Source organism: Halorubrum marinum (assembly GCF_048381195.1).
In the GTDB taxonomy this organism is placed as follows: Archaea; Halobacteriota; Halobacteria; order Halobacteriales; family Haloferacaceae; genus Halorubrum.
This window is the reverse complement of the sequence record NZ_JBLWMM010000003.1, coordinates 405,306-422,193: the sequence shown is the minus strand read 5'-3', so window position 1 is coordinate 422,193 and position 16,888 is coordinate 405,306. Positions and strand designations below refer to the sequence as shown.

Below are 16,888 nucleotides of genomic sequence, written 5' to 3'. Positions count from 1 at the left end.
ACTAATCAGAATGGCATTGAATTACGGTATTAATGCCCGACCGTGATGAGGAGACTGGCCGGTACACCGGCGAGTACTCCACCGAAGATTTCCTCGATGCCATCACTGCCGAGGGCGGGATGGCCGGTACGGGCGATATTGCTGATCAAGTTGGTTGTGCCCACGATACTGCTTACAAGCGTCTTCAGCAAATGGAAAAGAAAGGAGTGGTATCGTCACGAAAGGTTGGAAATACTCTCCTGTGGTCGGTTACCGGAGCCGCGGATCAATAAGCCAGTCTCGACCACGTAGAGATTCAGAATCTCCAATTCAGTGGACTTGCGGATTGGGGCGGTGCCGAGTTCTGAGTAGTCAATACCGTGGGATCGAAGGAGCTCTGCTGAGTACTGGACAGTGGTGGATTTATAATGCGGAGAGGTAATGCAATTACTATGTCTGACTTCAACGAGATCTCGAACTTCGTTTGGGGTACTGCTGATCTAATTCGTGACAAATTCAAGCGAGGCGACTACGAAGAAGTTATTCTCCCGTTTGTTGTACTGAGACGGCTTGACTGTGTTCTCGAACCCAATAACGAGGAGGTGCGGGAAGCCTACGAAAAATACGGTGACCAGCTAAACGAACAGGCCCTCCAAGAAGTCTTGAAAGATGCTGCGGACGCACCCTTCTACAACTACTCTGAGTACACGCTCGAAACCCTGCTCGACGAGCCGAGTGACATTGAGCGGAATCTCAAGGAGTACGTCCACTCTTTCTCTCCGGAGATGCAGGAAATTCTCGACAACTTCGGATTCGAATCTACGATTGAGGAGCTCGCTAAGCACGATCTCCTCTACAAGGTCGTGAAGCGGTTCACGCAGCCGGAAGTTGATCTGCATCCCGACCGCGTCGGCAACTCCACTATGGGGGACATCTTCGAGGAACTCATTCGGAGATTCAACGAATCTCTCGACGAGAATCCCGGCGAGCACTTCACTCCGAGAGAGGTCGTCCACCTGATGGCAGAGCTGGCAATCGAGCCAGACAGAGACGCGTTCGAGGAAAACCAGATCCTCCACGTGTACGACCCCTGCTGTGGAACCGGTGGAATGCTGACCGAGACCGAGGACCGAATAAAGCAGATCAACGACGACGTCGAAGTCTGGTTGTTCGGTCAGGAAGTCAACCCCCAGACGCACGCCATTGCCAAGTCGGACATGTTCATCAAGGGGGAAGACGCCACAGCAGCAAACAATATCTCGGACGGTTCGACCCTCGCTGAAGACGCTTTCCCGGACAAGCAGTTCGACTACATGCTCGCCAATCCCCCGTACGGGAAAGACTGGAAAAGCGACAAGGAGGCCGTAGAAAAAGAATACGAGCAGGGATACGGCGGCAGGTTCGGTGCGGGACTCCCCTCCAAAACCGACGGCCAGTTCCTCTTCCTCCAGACGATGCTGTCGAAGATGCAGGACCAGGATGACGGAGGAAGCAGAATCGCCTTCATCTCCAACGCGTCTCCGCTTTTCACGGCAGACCCCAACGTCTCGGACAGCAAGAACGAGTGCAGTATCCGTAGGTGGATACTCGAAAACGACTGGCTCGAAGCACTGATCCGGATGCCAGGCGAACTCTTCTACAACACCAAGATCACTACCTACGTCTGGGTTCTCTCTAACGACAAGCCCGAAGAGCGTCAGGAGAAGATCCAGCTGATAGACGCGTCGGACGAAGAGTTCTGGACCTTGATGGGCGACAACAAGGGAGACAAACGAAAAGAACTCACGGAAGATCAGATCAAGGACGTACTCCAACTCTACAGAGAAAACGAGGACTCGGAGAACTCTCAGATCCATCCTGTGGGCGAGTTCGGATACAGGAAAGTCCGGATCGAACGCCCGCTACGCAAGAACTTCAAAGCCTCCGAAGACCGAATCGAGCGGATAAAGGAAGAAAGAGCATTCGGCAACCTCTCCGGCAGCGAAGAAGGCGAACAGAAGCAGGAAGACATCATCGAAATGCTGCAGGGGATGGATGATGAGCTGTATAAGGACAAGGAAGAGTTTGAGGAGAAACTCGACGAAGCAATCGAAGAAGCAGGCCTCGACCTCAAGAAATCCGTCCGCGGAAACATCTTCAATGCGCTTGGTGAGAAAGACCCTGACGCAGAGATCGTCCGCGACAGCAAAGGTCGGCCAGAACGCGACACAGACCTAACTGACTACGAATACGTCCCCTTAGATAGGGACGTCCGCGACTACTTCGAAGAGGAGGTACAACCCTACGTACCCAACGCATGGATTAACGAAGACATGACTGATCCCCAGGACGGCGGCATCGGCAAAGTCGGGTACGAAATTAACTTTAACCGATACTTCTACGAATACGAACCACCCCGCCCACTCAAAGAAATTGAGGAGGACATTGAGGAAGTAGAACAGCAGATCGTCAACATGATCCAGGAGGTGACCGAGTGATGCAAGAAACGCAGGAGACGACCATACAGGAATTTGAATCAGAAGGCAATGGTCGATATGACAAATACCCGGATTACAAAGAGATAGATCGCTCTTTACCGACTGTCCCTGACCACTGGGAAGTAAGACGGCTCAAGTTCTGTGCTAAAATCAACCCTTCAAAGAACGAAGTAGAGGACTTGGATCCAGAGACAGAAGTCACCTTTCTCCCCATGGAAAATGTTTCTGAACAAGGTGAAATCAACCGCGAGGAGACTGACCTCTTAGAGGAAGTGATTGATGGTTATACATATTTCAAAGACGGCGATGTCTTAGTAGCCAAGATAACGCCATGTTTTGAAAACGGGAAAGGCGCATTAGCTAAGGATCTGAAGAATGGGATCGGATTTGGAACAACAGAGTTTGTAGTCCTGCGCCCATATGGACAACTAAATAACGAATTCGCCTATTATGTGACGGCTTCAAACCTCTTCAGGAAAGTTGGCGAAGGTCGAATGAAGGGTGCTGCTGGCCAGAAAAGAGTTCCAGATGAATTCTTCCAGAACTTCCCACAACCTCTCCCTCCTGAAGAAGAGCAGCACGCTATAGTAGAATTCCTCGACAGAGAGACCGACCGGATTAAGGATCTGATCGGAAAGATGGAGCGGTTGATCGATCTTATCAAGGAAGAAAAAGAAACAATAATCAAAGATGCGGTAATCAAGGGTCTTGATTCTGATGTTGAGATGAGGGAGAGTGGTGTTGACTGGTTGGGAGCGGTTCCTACACATTGGGATGTTCCTCGAATCCGATTTGTTGCGCGGATGGAATCCGGTCACACCCCAAGTCAATCTGAAGACGAGTACTGGGATGGGGACATTCCCTGGGTCTCTCTGGCGGATTCCGGTCGGATGAGAGAAAACGATTACATTAGCGAGACGGAGAAGCAGATCACCGAAGAGGGCCTTGCCAATTCTTCTGCTCGGATTTTACCTCCTGAAACAATGGTCTTCACTCGTGATGCCACAGTTGGCCTCTGTGCGATCACAACCCGAGAAATGGCTGTTTCTCAGCATATTATCGGCTGGATTTGTGAAGACAACCTACTCCCTGAATACCTTCTGAATGTGACGAAGGCCATGGATCAAGAGCTTGACCGGCTCACAATGGGTGCGACGATATCAACCGTAGGGATGGAAGACATAAAGAAGCTGAAAATGCCTCTTCCCCCGATTGAGGAACAGGAGGAGATTGTTGACCACCTCAATGAGGAGCTAGGAAAATTCGATGAGAGTATCGAAAAGATCCAGGAAGGCATAGACCGGCTGAAGGAGTATAGAACTGCTCTTCTTACGAATGCGGTTACTGGGCAGATCGATGTCCGGGGTGAGGTATGATGTCTAAGAAACTGGGTGAGCGGGAGTTTGAGAACGTTATTATTGAGGATCTTACTTCGAAGGATACGACTTGGGAGGAAGGCGAGTTAGAGCCTCTGTATGAGCGGTTCGATCCTGGCGGGTATCGTCAACGGGAGAACCGGCATTACGACAAAGAACTCGCCCTGATACCAGAGGACGTCTTGGAGTTCGTCAAGGCGACCCAGCCGGACGAGTGGGAAAAACTGGCGGATTTCCACGGTGAGGGTGCCGAGGACCAGTTCCTGAACACGCTCGACAGACAGATCAAACGGAAAGGTGCTATCCACGTGCTGCGAAACGGTCTGAGGCTCAGCGGAGCGAGGTTTCAGCAACTCGCTTACTTCGAACCAGCTACGGATCGTAACAAGAGTGCGGTCGAAAACTACGAGAAGAACATCTTCTCGGTCATACCGAGGCTCACCTACAAGTCGGGATCGAATCTCGAAGTCGATCTCGTCATCTTCCTGAACGGGATTCCGATTTTCACGGCTGAGCTGAAAGGGGAGTACACCGGTCAGGACGTTATCGACGCCAAGGATCAGTACCGCACGGACAGGGATCCGAGGGACAAGCTATTCAATCCCGGTCGCTGCCTCGCTCACTTCGCCATCGACCCCGAGGAGGTGTACATGGCCACCGAGCTGGATGGCCAGGACACCTACTTCCTCCCGTTCAACAAGGGATACGAGGAAGGTGCCGGCAACCCCCCGAATCCCTCTGGCTACCGGACGAGCTACTTCTGGAAGTACCTGCTGAGCCCGGACAGCGTTCTCGACGTCGTCCAGAATTTCATAACCGAATTTCGTGAGCGGGACGATCAGGGGAATCTGAAAGACTCCGAGTTCCTTGTTTTCCCACGGTACCATCAGCTCCAAGCGGTAAGGCGGGGCGTCGTCGATGCTGAACAGAACGGTGCGGGGCAACGATATCTCATCCAGCACAGTGCGGGCAGCGGCAAGACCTTCACTATCTCCTGGCTTGGACACCAGCTTGCGGAACTCCACAACGATCAGAACGAACCGATATTCGACTCGGTGATTGTCATCTCCGACCGGAGAGTGCTTGACGATCAGCTCCAGCACCATCTGAAACAGTTCTCCCAGGTCGAAGGTGTCGTAGCCAATGTCGAGGACAACTCCCAGCAACTGAAGGAGGCGCTCGAAAGCGGGGAGAAGATCATCGTCACCACGATCCACAAGTTCGACTACATCGTCGAGGAGATGCAGGATCTCTCCGACAGGAACTTCGCCGTCCTGATCGACGAGGCCCACTCCTCCCAGACGGGCGAACTCAAAGACAGTCAAACGAGAGCCCTCTCCGAGGAATCCTCTATTGAAAACGAAGAAGACGGAGACGAGGTGTCCGTTCAGGACCGACTGACACAGGACATGGAGGGGAGGGGCGTCCTCTCGAACGTCAGTTCGTTCGCCTTCACCGCCACGCCCAAAGAGAAGACCTTGGAGATGTTCGGCGAGGAGACCGAGGACGGCGGGTACGAACCGTTCAGCCTGTACAGTATGCGGCAGGCTATCGAGGAGGGATTCATCCTCGACGTTTTGCAGAACTACACAACGTATCAAGACTACTTCAACCTGTTAAAAACAATTGAGGATAACCCAGAGTTTGAGGAGTCGAAGACGAAGAGACTCCTGAAGTCATTTGTCGATAGTCACGACCTCGTTATTTCCACGAAGACCGAGATCATCGTCGAACATTTCGTGGAAGAGGTGATGCACCGGATAGACGGGAAAGCGAAAGCGATGGTCGTCACAGGATCGAGGGAACAGGTTGTCAAGTACAAGAGGGCATTCGACGAGTATCTTTCCGAGAACGGCTACGACTTCGAGGCATTGGCTGCCTTCTCTGATTTCAAATACGAAGGCGAGAAGCTCACGGAGAAGAAGGTCAACAAGGACCTCGATACCAAAGTCGAGGACCGATTCGACGATGATGACGCTCGGATCATTATCGTCGCCAACAAGTTCCAGACCGGGTTCGACCAGCCTCTTCTGCACACGATGTACGTCGATAAGAAACTCGGGGGCGTGAGGGCTGTTCAGACCCTCTCTCGCCTCAACAGAACCCATCCGGATAAGGAAGATACGATGGTAGTTGACTTCAAGAACGATCCGGAAGACATCCAAGACGCCTTCGAGGATTTTTACACCAAAACGAGGGTCAAGCAGGGAACCAACCCACAGCTCGTTTACGATCTTGAAGACGACTTACGCGAATTCAGGCTGTTCGAAGACAGCGAGGTTGAGAAGTTCACCGAACTCTGGTACGGTGACGACACGACTCAGGATCAGTTGAGTGCTGTACTTGATCCCGTCAAAGAACGGTACAGGAGTAAAGGTGAGGAGACTCAGGAAGAGTTCCGCAAGAAGCTACGGGACTTCATACAGCTCTACTCGTTCCTCATCAAAGTCGTGAACTTCCGGGACGAAGAACTACACAAGCTCTATCAGTTTTCGAGGGTCTTGTTCCGGAAACTGGATGTGGAACGGGGAGAGATGCCGAACGAGGTCAAGCAATTCGTTGACTTGGAGCAGTACCGCATCAAAGAGGTTGCTTCTGAGGAGAATCGGTCGCTTGAGAAGTCTAACGGTGATTTGGGCCCGACTCACAAGTCGAAGGACGGGAAGGCTAGGGCTGAGGAGAAGAAGTCTCCGTTAGAGAACATCGTTGAGATGCTGAACCAGCAGTTTGGTTATGAAGTTGACGAGCAAGACAAGACCTTCATCAAGCATCTGAAAAAACGCCTGGAAGAGAATGACGCGTTGAAGCAGACTGTGGAGAAGAATAGCACTGAGAAGGCCCAGATGAAGTTCGAGAGCGTCACTCGAAAGGAGATGCTGGATATGATCGACCAGAATACGAAATTTTTCAACAAGGCCACAAATGATGACGAGTTTGCAGAGGTGTTCCAGAGCTGGCTCTTCAATCAGTTCGTTAGCTCCTCAAAAGAGGATACCAGGGGGCTGATTGAGAAAGGTCGAAGCAAGACTATTGAATTCGAAGAGCATCTCCTGCCTGACACGGAATCGGATGCCCTCGCAAAAGAGAGAGCCGCTCAACATGTTGCTGCGTTTGCCAATGCTGCAGGTGGCCACCTGATCATTGGTGTAGACAAAGACGGGGGCGTTCAGGGTCTCGAAAAGGACTTCAAATCAATTACGAAAGGCCAAGAAGGGTTCAAAAAACAGCTTGAGAACGCTCTGGCAGAGCACTTGGGTGAAACGTTTGCCACACAGAAGACCGACGTTCAATTCGAGACATTGGGCGAGAAGTCGGTCTGCGTAGTGAAGGTAGAACCTAGTGACGAGCCAATCGAGTTCAGTGGGGATGAGTTATTCGTCAGAAAGGATAGCGACACGAAACAGCTCAGCTCAAGGGATTCGAAAGAGTACGTCAAGAGGCATTTCAGATAATCTGTTTTGGTGTACGTCGATATGTATCGTCGATGACTGGGCCGCCGAGTGTGGTGTAGAGTTCGATTAGGTCGGCGACGTCGCTTCTGCAGTAGTCTTCGAGCATTCGTGTGAGTTCTCGATGGACGCTGGTCGCTTCGATGCCTGCTTTGACGTTGTTGATGTAGCGTTCACCGAGGACTTGGCCGATGTGTTTGCCTTGGACGGCGGACCCGTCGATCTCTGAGAGGTAGGTGTCTGGGAAGTCGTAATCGTCGTACCAGACGCCGTCGTTGTTGATTTCGGCGAGGTTGTATGCTTTCCAGTCTGGGAGGATGTGTTGGTCGTCCCAGAGTTCGTCTGCGTACTCGTCGGCGGCGGCGAGGGCGACGTCGATATGATTCTCGAATAGCACCTCGGTTTGTTCTCGGAACGTGTGGTCCGTGGTGTCGTCGATGTCGCTGGCCCAGTTGAGAAGGTGCTTTCCGTCGAACCAGGCACCGTTGTAGGTGAGCAGGCGCTCGACATCCCGTTGGTCGCACCAGTTGAACATTCGCTGGTAGAGGTCGACGGTGTGGGAGTCGTCCCAGCCGCCGCGGCGGAACAGGACTTCGGTTTCTGGCGTAGTCGTTAACTCATCGGCGTATGCGAGGCTGACAGCAAACCATTCGTAGTATTTGGTGTCGTTGGAGTTCTCGGGCGGTTCTTCGAATGGACTCGCGGTCTCGATGTCAAGGACGAGTGTTCCCATGTTACGAAAGTGCCTCCACGCCTACTTCACCCAGTAGTTCCGTAAGTACGCTTTCGAACTCGCGTGTTTGGTCTGGGAACGGGGTTCTGGTGTGTGCGAGTTCGTGGAGGAAGACCCCGATGAATTCAGCTTGGTCGCTTAACACGTTACGGTGGATGATGATTCGTTGTTCTCCGGGCTGGTGGAGTCCGCGGGTCTGGTCGTCGTCGGTGGCTCGGAACTGACTCGCTATGCGGTACTCGTAGTTTTGCGGGCGTCCCACGATCTCTAGGATTTCATCGCGGGATTCCCACGCGGCCAGTTCCTCTGTCGTGAGTGCAGATTCATCGACCCAGTCGAATTCGAAGCTGTCGTTGTACTCATTTTCGTAGACTGTGACATCCCGGATTTGATTGCCGTCGACATCGGATGTGTCTGAGAGTTCGGCTCGAATTCGGTCCGGCACGGTCACGACGGAGTGCCCGTCGTCTTTCGCGTGGTCGAGAAGGTCTCGATGCTTCTGTTGTTCGTCTACGGTTGTGACGACGACATCTTGTCTGGCGTTGAGAATCCGGACTGCGTGTAGCTGGATTGGTTTCCACCCGAGTTCGTCGTGGGTGTCACCGTCGGTGAATCGTTGCAGGTCATCGACGAGGCGCTTGGCGACAGCTTCGGAGTCACACGCCTGGAGGATCTTCTTGACGCGGGATGTGTACGCGGTTCGCCCGACATTGGATCGCTCGCGGTTCAGCGCGTCACGGATTTTCTTCGTCGTGTTCGTGATGTCGTACGAGAACAAGAAGTTCGGTTCTTCAGCGACTTTGAGGCCGGTGACGTACACGCCCGCGTCTTCCCCGTCTTGAACCTGATAGACATCACCGAACCCGGTTGATTCTAGAAGGTCCAGATCGGAGTACCGGATGAAGTTCGATTTGGCGTCGGAGATTGCGGTTTCAGAAATCCCGTCAAGAACGACGTCCGTACCGTCGATATCTTTCTGCGGGGGGTGGATGGTTACGTGGAGGGTGGAGATCTCTTCGAATCCGTGTTTCGGCGCTTCTTCGATTGTGAACGTGTTGTGTGCGGAGTGGATGGTGACGTCGATGCCGTGACGATGGTAGGTGGCGAGAGCGTCTTTCAGTCCGACGCCGAACTTCCCGATGACGGTGTCGGGGTTTGCCAGTTTTTCGTCGTCTTCTGATTGCGTGAGGTGCTCGTACCGGAGGCCGCGACCGTAGTCTTGGATGTGCCACCGCCCCTTGTCGTCTTGTGCAACTTCGGGGTCGGGCCCGCCGGTGAGTGCTTGTTCATCGAGTGCGTTCGCAATGATCTCCCGGGTAGCATCGGCTGGCCCCCATGCCTCAAGCACTTCCTCCATATTCAGATCGAACTTCCCAGTTTGAGTCGCCATACTGAATCGTATCAGAGGAACGGAATAAACATTCTCACGAGGTTACTCTGAGTACCAGGACTCAATCCGCTGGATAGCATGAATATCATGCTTGTAGTACCGGCGGTTACCATCCGGCTTGTATACCGCGATCTCGTACTTTTCTGAATCAGGTCTATACCACACATCCTCGTGCTCGGAGAGAACGTTGTCAATCCGTTCCTGCTTCTGCTCACTATAGCAGTCATTACAGAGGCCTCCGTTGGTATCCCGGCCTACACCGATGTACACCGCCGCAGTATACGTCGCCCCGCACCGGTTACACTCCCGTTCTTCCTCGTAGGTCTTCGTCATAGAGAAATCGTATAAACTCACTCATCAAATTAGTATTTCTTCGCCCTATCGTTTACACTCCGTATAGATGGCATATTTCGTCAGTAGGATTGTAGCAAAGGCATCATAAGTCGTGGGGGAGAACTCCGGGGATATGGGAGATGACCGGGTGCTGAAGGTGCTGGCTGTAGAGGATCAGCATCTATTGGTCAATGAGGATGGTGAGATTCTTCTGGTTCGGAATGAGGTTTCGCGTCAAGTGACTCCGGGGGATTTCGTAGAAGTTGAATCTCACTTCACCAGGGATAAGGCTGTTAAATTTGCACGAGAGGATGACCCAATCGGACAGCAGGCACTCGTAGAGAGGACGACTGATGAGTTCCTTCTGGTGCGGACGGAGACTGGGAAGCGAATTCTTCCCAATCCGGATGAGGACGTCTCACCCGGTGATGGTGTTTTACTCACAAATCTGGGAGAGTTCTATGACGTGTTTGAAGAGGATATTGTTGACCTTGAGGATAATAGGGAAAGTTTGCGGCAGAAGGTGAACGAGACGGATTCGTCGGATCTTGAGCCGGAGAACGTCCCTGATCGGGATTATTCGGATTTCGGTGGGATGGATGAGGTTGTTGAGGAAGTGAAGTACAAAGTGGAAGTCCCGCTCAAGGAGCCCGAGCGGTTCGAAGATGTCGGGATGGACGCTCCGAAAGGTGTGCTGTTCTATGGCCCCTCAGGGACTGGAAAAACGTATTTAGCGAAGATTGTCGCAAATCAAGTCGAAGACGCTTCTTTTTACAGTATCAGAGGACCAGAGCTGTCTCATGAGTTGGTTGGCGGGACTGAGCGGAAGCTTCGTGGACTCTTTGAGAACGCTCAGGAGAACCCGCCAGCGATCATTTTCTTTGACGAGATCGATTCTATGGCACCGCGACGAGACAAGACGATGGATGCTGGTCGCCGTACTGTTGGTCAATTACTGTCGCTAATGGATGGTATTGAGGATCGCGGCCGAGTAGTGGTCATCGGAACGACTAATTTGATAGGCGCAATCGACCCAGCACTTCGACGTCCTGGTCGATTTGGACGGGAAATCGAGTTTCCCCGTCCGTCGCGTGAAGGCCGACGAGAAATTTTTGAGATCCACAAACCGCCTGTTGATTTCGGTGATGGAGTATCTCTTGATGATCTTATTGAGAAGACGAATGGGTGGACAGGTGCGCATATTGAATCGTTGTTTGAAGAGATAGGAGAAATTCTGTTGAAAGAAGAACGGGACAAGGGAGGGAACCCGACAATTTACCGGATGGACATTGAACGGGCCTATGAGAGAGTGCAGGCTCAGATCAATAATAAGGAGGCGCAACGGCGTCGAGAACAAGAAGCTGAGGAGGGCGGAAACTGATGGGATTGAGAGACCGGGTAAACGGCCTGCTGGGTAGACAAAGTGAGGAGGAACAATCCGCAAGTGAGGTGTCAAGAGAAGAAGAACCTGACGCTGAAGCAGATGACCGTGAGTACAAGAGCGAGCTTCGGGAATTCGTCTACCTAGATCGGGATAGTGTGGTGAGCCTTCTGGCGTCTATTGAAGGAGCTATCAAGCAGGAGCGTGTCGAGCAGATTGGGAGTCGGTCAACGGATCGTGTCGCTGGTGGTGTGAATGCGAGTATTTCTGGTGTAGGAGCTAAGGTGGAAGGCGAACATGTGGAAATGGGTGAGAGCTCATCAGAGGTTGTGCATAATTACGCGATTCAGTCTCTCTTCGACCAGTTAGATAAGCATCGACGGCACGACGATGATGTGGGCCTCATCGATTCAGATGGGGACCCAGAGATAGATCTATCCAAAATAACCCGAGGAAAGATCCTTCGTGTAAAGGTTGAGCTGGAGACGCACTATCTGTATCGGTTCTATAAAGTGATGATGTATCTCCAAGAGAATATTCCTGAAGCGGTTGGGCCAGAGGAAGAGGATGTACTGGAACTCGTTGAGTCTATGTTTGGAACAGAGATTCCAGTGAGTGGACGTGTTCTCGATTACCACGTGAAGGATGGGAGAATTCAACCTGGTGAACCAGACGACTCTTGTGGGGAGCCGCTCCACATTGTGGGTCAGTTGAACGCGCTAAAGCTTTGGCAAGACGTTCCTGATGCGTTGTTTGACGGAGAAGAATACACCGTATTCTGTCGTGTCCAGGAAACTTACGAGGAAGAGTCATGGCACCCGTTAAGCCTTGCACAGAAAATCGAAACAGTATCTCCACCGCTTGCTCAGATATTAACCCAGTTTATTGAGCGCGCGGCGACCCTCGCCAAAGAGGAGGCGTCTGAACAATATAACGGAGATGTGGGCCTGGATGATTGGATAGATGCACTTGCTGAATTTGATGAGCGAGCGGGAGTTGATGGAGTGGGAGACGATCTTCACCAGGACTTTATGAATGCGTATCTGGCTGAAGAAGGACTCCCAGCACGCTCTCCGTCTAGGGAGATGGAACTAATCGACTTTTACACTGAATACGGAACGTATCTTCGAAACCACGACTTCTCCCTCTCGAAAGAAAACGAGGCCGAAGTTACGAATCATATGATATTCGATGAACACCGGTCAGTGAATGCCGAAGAGGGGGCAGTAGATATCGATGCATTCCAGATTGAAGCACAAATAGTGGCTATTTATTGGTGAATCCTATTCAGACGATCCCTTAGCTACTGAGAGAGTAGCTCTTGTCCAATACAAGGTTACAAGCCGAAAATACGAGTCGGCAGTAAGTTGCTGTGTTGGGTGAGGCAGTTGGGGAGGCCGGTGACTTCCACGGCTTCGACGTCAGGGGCTTTGATGACGGCTTGGCCTTTGCCGTATCTTTCGAGGTCTTGCAGGAACGATTGACTGAATTTGGGAACCGTCGTGTGAGAGATCGCGGTCGGGTGCGGTTAGTCCTGTTCGGCGGGTTGAGGGTGGGGACTGCTCAGTCAGTGGGTTCGACGTTCGTGAGCAGTTCAGCGAATTCTTCGACGACGATGTCTCCGTCGATGGAGTGGTCTTCGCACCACTGGAGGGCTTCTTCTTTTGTGAGTTGTCGAATTTCTTGCCCGTTGGTGGTTCCGTTGCTGGTTTGCGTGGCGTACTTCGTGGCGGCACCTCCTTCTCCGTGGATGAAGTATTCGCCGTCTGCGGTTTTGTACAGCGTTTCGGCAAGGTGGTGGAAGTCACTCAGGTCTGCGGCGGATCCGTGTTTAGCGATTCGTTCTGCAGTTTCTGTGTCGTACAGCGTGCGGTCTTTTACACGTCGCATTGCGAGTGATTCTAACCGCTGGTGCTTTTAAACAATTAGCCCAAGTGTATTGTGCGCTAATGAGCACAAGTACTAGGTAAAGTATATGGCTTAATGCGAGAGTGAAGCAGTATGGGACCTGAACCGGAGGATTTCCACCGGCACGGCCAGGAAGCCGTGAGAACACTGCAGAAGCTCAAAAACGAAGAATGGGAGCAACGAGCAAAGGACACAGTATTAACGCAGCGTCAAGTGGAAATGTGGGAACTTGCAGTTCGCTACGACCAGAAGCACAGGTACGTGGCGTCGGAATACGATGTTAAGGAAACGACCGTGTCAAGGCACGTTGAACGTGTTCGCAAGAAGGCAGCCCAAGCCGAGGAAAAAATCGAAGAGCTTCAAGCTGAGTTGCGAAAATGGGAAGCCACGATTGAGTATCTCGACCCCGACTCAGAGTAAAACAGGTGAACAGCTCAATTCGACTCCGAAGTTGATCTGCGGAGAATTCTACTGGATCAGTTTGAGTCGGTGCCGTGTTTGACCGGGTGTTCTAATGCCCACTTGTTGGTGAGGACGGCGTCTTTGTCGTCTGTGCCGCCGTGTGTGAGGAGTCCGATATGGCGGAGGTGGTATTTGAATTGGAAGTGAATGCCGGATTTGTACACGGTCGGATCGGTAAGTATTGATTCGTTGATTTCGCCGTCGGCGGTGAGCACGTCTTCACGCCGGGATTGGGTGAAGAACACTTCGACGGTGAGGGGTTGGTTGATGCGGGAGGCTTCTCGGACGACGGCGTCGATGGTTGCGGGGTTGGTGCCGCGTTGGTGGAGGCGTTCGAGTGCTTCGATGATGAGTTGTGTTGGGTCGTACTGGATGGCGACTGAGCGGGCGAGTTGCGCCCAGCGGGGAGCGAGCGTCGTGAAGCGGGTTGACCGGCATTTCCACGAGGCGAATTCGTTGAGGGCGGCAACGACGGTCCCGTGTTGGGCACGGGCAAAGCGGACGACTTCTGCACCGAGGTGCGTGAGTGTCTCTCCACCGGGCTGATTATCGACGAGACCGAGAAGGATTGCCCCGCGGCGACCACCTGAGACGCTGTTGATCACGTGTTCGGAGTAGATGTCAGCGGTGTCGCCATCTGCAGCGAGGGCGAGTGCGTACCCGAGGTAGTTCTTCGGATGGTTCACCGGGAAGCTGCCTTCGGTGAGTCGGTGCGTCGTGGCCTGAAATCGGATGGCGTCGATAGTAGTGGAGAAGTCACCGACGCCGGTGATGCGGGCAGGTTCAACGAGCGTTGCGTCATGCGGGCTTTCGACACCGATGACGCCGATGTTAAGATCGCGGGCGAGGGCACGTGCCTGGTCAGATATGCTCTGGATGGGGGCGGCGACGTACCCGATGTTGACTTCGGACAGGTGGCCGTGCGCCTGGTTGATTCCGGTTCCGACGTCGGCGGCGCTTGGGTCGGTGTTGTGGCCTTTCGCTTCGATGACGGCGACAGGGGTCGTCGCAGCGTCGGCGTTCAGCACTTCGAGAGCAGGCATCCCCACGCCGAGGAGGTCAGGCTCACCGTCAGCTAGACGAATCGTGTTGTATGGCGCGAGGCGACGACGCAGGTCGTCTGGGATTTCCCACCCGCCCCACGTCGGCTTGGTGAACTGGGTTTCGGTGACAGCGTAATGGTCTGGGCTCGTATCGAGATCAGGGTAGAGAGTGTCCTTCGCGGCAGCGAGAACAGTGGGCTCGGTGAGAGTAGCTGCCATTGCTACAGCCCTTCTCAACCTTTCTTCATTAAACTGGGCTGTGCAGGACGGTTATCGATGCGAGTACAGATCCTGATTCGAGTGCGGAACGGTGAGAGGAGCGTTACTCGTCGTTGGGGTCGTAGATCTTCCGGATCCACGCGCCTTGGGCGAGTTTCAACTGTATCTCTTCGCCGTCTGGCCAGAGGTTGTCGAAGCCGCCGAAGACGTAGCCGCAGCCTTCGTCGAGGGTGATGTCGTCGTTGAAGACGACGCAGGGGCGTTGGACGTCGCCGCGGTCGCTGTTGCCGAGCATGACTTTCTGGTGTGGGGTGTGGCTGTTGAGGTCGATGGTGTAGTTGACGAACGCTTTCGTTTTGATGAACCCGTTCGTGCCGTCGAACTCGTCGATGTGGAGGAACGGTGGGCTGCTCATCGGTGACCACCTCCACGGATGACGGTGACTTGCCCGCAGGTTTGGACAGCGGGTTGTGGTTCTCCGCAGGTTGGGCAGCGCGTGTCCGTGATCGGGTCTACGAGGTCGTCGCAAGCTTCGCACATCACGAGGCCGGTCGTGGCGAGGCGACCGTCGTTGATAAGGACGGTTCGGAGCCAGCCGTCGCGGACGAGCATGAGTGCGTCGACGGGTTCGTAAAGGCGCGCGTGGCTGCAGCGGGCTGCGGGTGCATCGACGGGTTTGGCGGTGCGCCAGGCGGCTTCGAGCGGGCGGTCCGTGGGGAAGCGTTCGTGCCAGCGGTCGCGGGCGTGCTGTTTGATCGGCGGGAGATACGTCTGGTCGAGGTTGGTGTAGCTGGACATTGGTTGAAGGAGCCGCGTGTGGTGGTGCGTCGCCGTTTCAGTGCCAGTGGCTGCGTAGGGAGTGTATCTGCGCTGGCCAGTGTTGCCACTGGGCGCGGTGATACGAACTGGTGAGGAGACCCTGCGAGGTGAGCCGTCGAGAGGGATGATGCTCTCTGGGGGAGTGTCGAAGGGTCTCTAAGGGGCGTCGCTGGCTAACGACGAGAAGCGATGCGTGAACCTCGCGCGTACGATGGAGTGTACACCGAAGCGGTTGGCTGGGCCGAAGCCTCGAAGCTCGCGTGCGTAATGGAGTACCCCTTCGTAGCTGAAGCAGAGTCTCCGTAAACTGGCCACTTCTGAAGAGGGGTTACGAAGGGGCCAAGCCGGACACCCTGCTTGACGAAGGGCTTGCGAACTTCGCGCGATAATTGGCAGCCGGACCGTCGTCTCGCCTTATGGCGAAACCGACGACCGACGACCCTCATCCCGCATATTGTCGCAGGGAATACTTAAAAGAAAATCACTTCCAGACATTCCAACCTCATATTTAATTACCTCAGCGTATTTACCGGCAGAGGAAGGGGGTATCTATGTCCGATGAGACTTCGTTAGCGGATGCAGCGGGCAGGTAGCCGCAGTCACAGTGGGAAGTGGTCGTGTTTTTTGAGTTCGCGTTTGACGAGTTGGGATACGCTGTAGAGATCGGATTTCGAAACCTCTTGTTCCTCCAGCAGCGTTTGGAACTCGTCTTGTTCCAGCATCCGCGGCGGGAGTCGGTCGGCATCGAGATCCGGCAAGGCTTCGTCAGGGATCCGATTGAATCGGTCCCACTCGACGATGACTTTGATCGTGGCGAGAGCAACTTTTGACAGGCGTTTCTGCCGACCGAACCGATCAAGATTCATCGTCGTCATCGCGGTGACTGCCGCTTGTTGCTGATGAGCGGGGAGATCGAGAGCAGAGCAGAACGCCTCCGTCACACGAACCTTATCGCGGACTGCTTCACGGGTGCTGTGATTGCCGTCGGAACGATGCCGGCCTTCATTGTGCCGGATCAGTTTCTCTACCTTTCCGCCAGCACTCCCGATACCGACGCGAGTCTCACCAAACGGATCGTACCCCGAGGAATACGCATCCGGGGAATGGTCACGCTCCTGTTGACGGGAGGGCCGGAGCTCTGGGGTTTCATCGACTTGAGAACCGTCTACCTCTTCTGACTCGTTTTGGTCTTCGGTGGTGACTTTCTCACTCACGACAATATCCCAACTACAACCAAAGTAGCTACCAGCTACCGTATAACGTTTACTCGGATTGATTCATTGCTGATTTGCTCGCAGTCGTACTGGAATAGTACTATT

General features: G+C 53.5%; 15 protein-coding genes. 7 read left to right on the top strand and 8 right to left on the bottom strand.

The window, feature by feature from the left end; all coding sequences use genetic code 11:
• Positions 1-32 precede the first annotated feature (32 nt).
• From ACNSN4_RS05880 to ACNSN4_RS05865, 4 genes are all read left to right on the top strand, one after another.
• Complete coding sequence (locus ACNSN4_RS05880; RefSeq protein ID WP_418284849.1) at positions 33-272, top strand: transcriptional regulator; 240 nt, start codon at positions 33-35, stop codon at positions 270-272.
• A gap of 159 nt (positions 273-431) precedes the next feature.
• Positions 432-2,456 (top strand): type I restriction-modification system subunit M, encoded by a 2,025-nt coding sequence (locus ACNSN4_RS05875; RefSeq protein WP_418284848.1) that lies wholly within the window; start codon positions 432-434, stop codon positions 2,454-2,456.
• On the top strand, positions 2,456-3,832 hold the full coding sequence (locus ACNSN4_RS05870) for a restriction endonuclease subunit S (protein WP_418284847.1): 1,377 nt from the start codon (positions 2,456-2,458) through the stop codon (positions 3,830-3,832). Before ACNSN4_RS05875 ends, ACNSN4_RS05870 begins: the two co-directional genes overlap by 1 nt.
• Positions 3,832-7,284 carry a DEAD/DEAH box helicase family protein gene (locus ACNSN4_RS05865; protein ID WP_418284846.1) on the top strand — a complete coding sequence of 1,151 codons (3,453 nt, stop codon included), beginning with the start codon at positions 3,832-3,834 and terminating at the stop codon, positions 7,282-7,284. The genes ACNSN4_RS05870 and ACNSN4_RS05865 overlap by 1 nt, the downstream gene beginning before the upstream one ends.
• Here the strand turns inward: ACNSN4_RS05865 and ACNSN4_RS05860 are convergent.
• Genes ACNSN4_RS05860 through ACNSN4_RS05850 form a run of 3 tightly spaced genes read right to left on the bottom strand, consistent with a single transcriptional unit; the run spans position 7,277 to position 9,737 of the window.
• Positions 7,277-8,014 carry a hypothetical protein gene (locus tag ACNSN4_RS05860; protein WP_418284845.1) on the bottom strand — a complete coding sequence of 246 codons (738 nt, stop codon included), beginning with the start codon at positions 8,012-8,014 and terminating at the stop codon, positions 7,277-7,279. The genes ACNSN4_RS05865 and ACNSN4_RS05860 overlap by 8 nt on opposite strands.
• 1 nt (position 8,015) lies before the next feature.
• Entirely contained in the window at positions 8,016-9,404 is a 1,389-nt protein-coding gene (locus ACNSN4_RS05855; RefSeq protein ID WP_418284844.1) for an ATP-binding protein, read from the bottom strand.
• Positions 9,405-9,446: 42 nt separating this feature from the next.
• Positions 9,447-9,737 (bottom strand): hypothetical protein, encoded by a 291-nt coding sequence (locus ACNSN4_RS05850; RefSeq protein ID WP_418284843.1) that lies wholly within the window; start codon positions 9,735-9,737, stop codon positions 9,447-9,449.
• Between the two features lie 133 nt (positions 9,738-9,870).
• Between ACNSN4_RS05850 and ACNSN4_RS05845 the strand changes: the two genes are divergently transcribed.
• Positions 9,871-11,118, top strand: coding sequence for an ATP-binding protein (locus tag ACNSN4_RS05845; RefSeq protein ID WP_418284842.1), 1,248 nt, complete (start codon positions 9,871-9,873; stop codon positions 11,116-11,118).
• Positions 11,118-12,398: a DUF6414 family protein gene (locus ACNSN4_RS05840; RefSeq protein WP_418284841.1), complete on the top strand. Its 1,281-nt coding sequence runs from the start codon at positions 11,118-11,120 to the stop codon at positions 12,396-12,398. The genes ACNSN4_RS05845 and ACNSN4_RS05840 overlap by 1 nt, the downstream gene beginning before the upstream one ends.
• A gap of 283 nt (positions 12,399-12,681) precedes the next feature.
• Here ACNSN4_RS05840 and ACNSN4_RS05835 read toward each other — a convergent pair whose 3' ends face one another.
• Positions 12,682-13,008 carry a hypothetical protein gene (locus ACNSN4_RS05835; RefSeq protein ID WP_418284840.1) on the bottom strand — a complete coding sequence of 109 codons (327 nt, stop codon included), beginning with the start codon at positions 13,006-13,008 and terminating at the stop codon, positions 12,682-12,684.
• A gap of 111 nt (positions 13,009-13,119) precedes the next feature.
• Here ACNSN4_RS05835 and ACNSN4_RS05830 point away from each other — a divergent pair, with 111 nt between their 5' ends.
• On the top strand, positions 13,120-13,446 hold the full coding sequence (locus ACNSN4_RS05830) for a hypothetical protein (protein WP_418284839.1): 327 nt from the start codon (positions 13,120-13,122) through the stop codon (positions 13,444-13,446).
• A 56-nt stretch (positions 13,447-13,502) separates the two neighbouring features.
• Here the strand turns inward: ACNSN4_RS05830 and ACNSN4_RS05825 are convergent, their stop codons facing one another.
• The 4 genes from ACNSN4_RS05825 to ACNSN4_RS05810 all read right to left on the bottom strand — a co-directional run bounded on the left by ACNSN4_RS05825 (position 13,503) and on the right by ACNSN4_RS05810 (position 16,783).
• On the bottom strand, positions 13,503-14,750 hold the full coding sequence (locus ACNSN4_RS05825; protein ID WP_418284838.1) for a hypothetical protein: 1,248 nt from the start codon (positions 14,748-14,750) through the stop codon (positions 13,503-13,505).
• A gap of 103 nt (positions 14,751-14,853) precedes the next feature.
• Positions 14,854-15,165 (bottom strand): hypothetical protein, encoded by a 312-nt coding sequence (locus tag ACNSN4_RS05820; RefSeq protein WP_418284837.1) that lies wholly within the window; start codon positions 15,163-15,165, stop codon positions 14,854-14,856.
• A complete protein-coding gene (locus tag ACNSN4_RS05815) occupies positions 15,162-15,548 on the bottom strand; it encodes a DUF8122 domain-containing protein (protein ID WP_418284836.1) in 387 nt (128 codons plus the stop codon). Before ACNSN4_RS05815 ends, ACNSN4_RS05820 begins: the two co-directional genes overlap by 4 nt.
• A 620-nt stretch (positions 15,549-16,168) precedes the next feature.
• Positions 16,169-16,783 carry a DNA-directed RNA polymerase subunit epsilon gene (locus tag ACNSN4_RS05810; protein WP_418284835.1) on the bottom strand — a complete coding sequence of 205 codons (615 nt, stop codon included), beginning with the start codon at positions 16,781-16,783 and terminating at the stop codon, positions 16,169-16,171.
• Between the last annotated feature and the right edge of the window lie 105 nt (positions 16,784-16,888).

Bases quoted from the DNA above. Each gene is read 5' to 3' on its own strand.
- ACNSN4_RS05865 (WP_418284846.1), top strand. From the start codon at position 3,832: ATGTCTAAGAAACTGGGTGAGCGGGAGTTTGAGAACGTTATTATTGAG.
- ACNSN4_RS05845 (WP_418284842.1), top strand. From the start codon at position 9,871: ATGGGAGATGACCGGGTGCTGAAGGTGCTGGCTGTAGAGGATCAGCAT.
- ACNSN4_RS05840 (WP_418284841.1), top strand. From the start codon at position 11,118: ATGGGATTGAGAGACCGGGTAAACGGCCTGCTGGGTAGACAAAGTGAG.
- ACNSN4_RS05870 (WP_418284847.1), top strand. From the start codon at position 2,456: ATGCAAGAAACGCAGGAGACGACCATACAGGAATTTGAATCAGAAGGC.
- ACNSN4_RS05825 (WP_418284838.1), bottom strand. From the start codon at position 14,750: ATGGCAGCTACTCTCACCGAGCCCACTGTTCTCGCTGCCGCGAAGGAC.
- ACNSN4_RS05820 (WP_418284837.1), bottom strand. From the start codon at position 15,165: ATGAGCAGCCCACCGTTCCTCCACATCGACGAGTTCGACGGCACGAAC.
- ACNSN4_RS05855 (WP_418284844.1), bottom strand. From the start codon at position 9,404: ATGGCGACTCAAACTGGGAAGTTCGATCTGAATATGGAGGAAGTGCTT.
- ACNSN4_RS05815 (WP_418284836.1), bottom strand. From the start codon at position 15,548: ATGTCCAGCTACACCAACCTCGACCAGACGTATCTCCCGCCGATCAAA.
- ACNSN4_RS05835 (WP_418284840.1), bottom strand. From the start codon at position 13,008: ATGCGACGTGTAAAAGACCGCACGCTGTACGACACAGAAACTGCAGAA.
- ACNSN4_RS05880 (WP_418284849.1), top strand. From the start codon at position 33: ATGCCCGACCGTGATGAGGAGACTGGCCGGTACACCGGCGAGTACTCC.
- ACNSN4_RS05875 (WP_418284848.1), top strand. From the start codon at position 432: ATGTCTGACTTCAACGAGATCTCGAACTTCGTTTGGGGTACTGCTGAT.
- ACNSN4_RS05830 (WP_418284839.1), top strand. From the start codon at position 13,120: ATGGGACCTGAACCGGAGGATTTCCACCGGCACGGCCAGGAAGCCGTG.
- ACNSN4_RS05850 (WP_418284843.1), bottom strand. From the start codon at position 9,737: ATGACGAAGACCTACGAGGAAGAACGGGAGTGTAACCGGTGCGGGGCG.
- ACNSN4_RS05860 (WP_418284845.1), bottom strand. From the start codon at position 8,014: ATGGGAACACTCGTCCTTGACATCGAGACCGCGAGTCCATTCGAAGAA.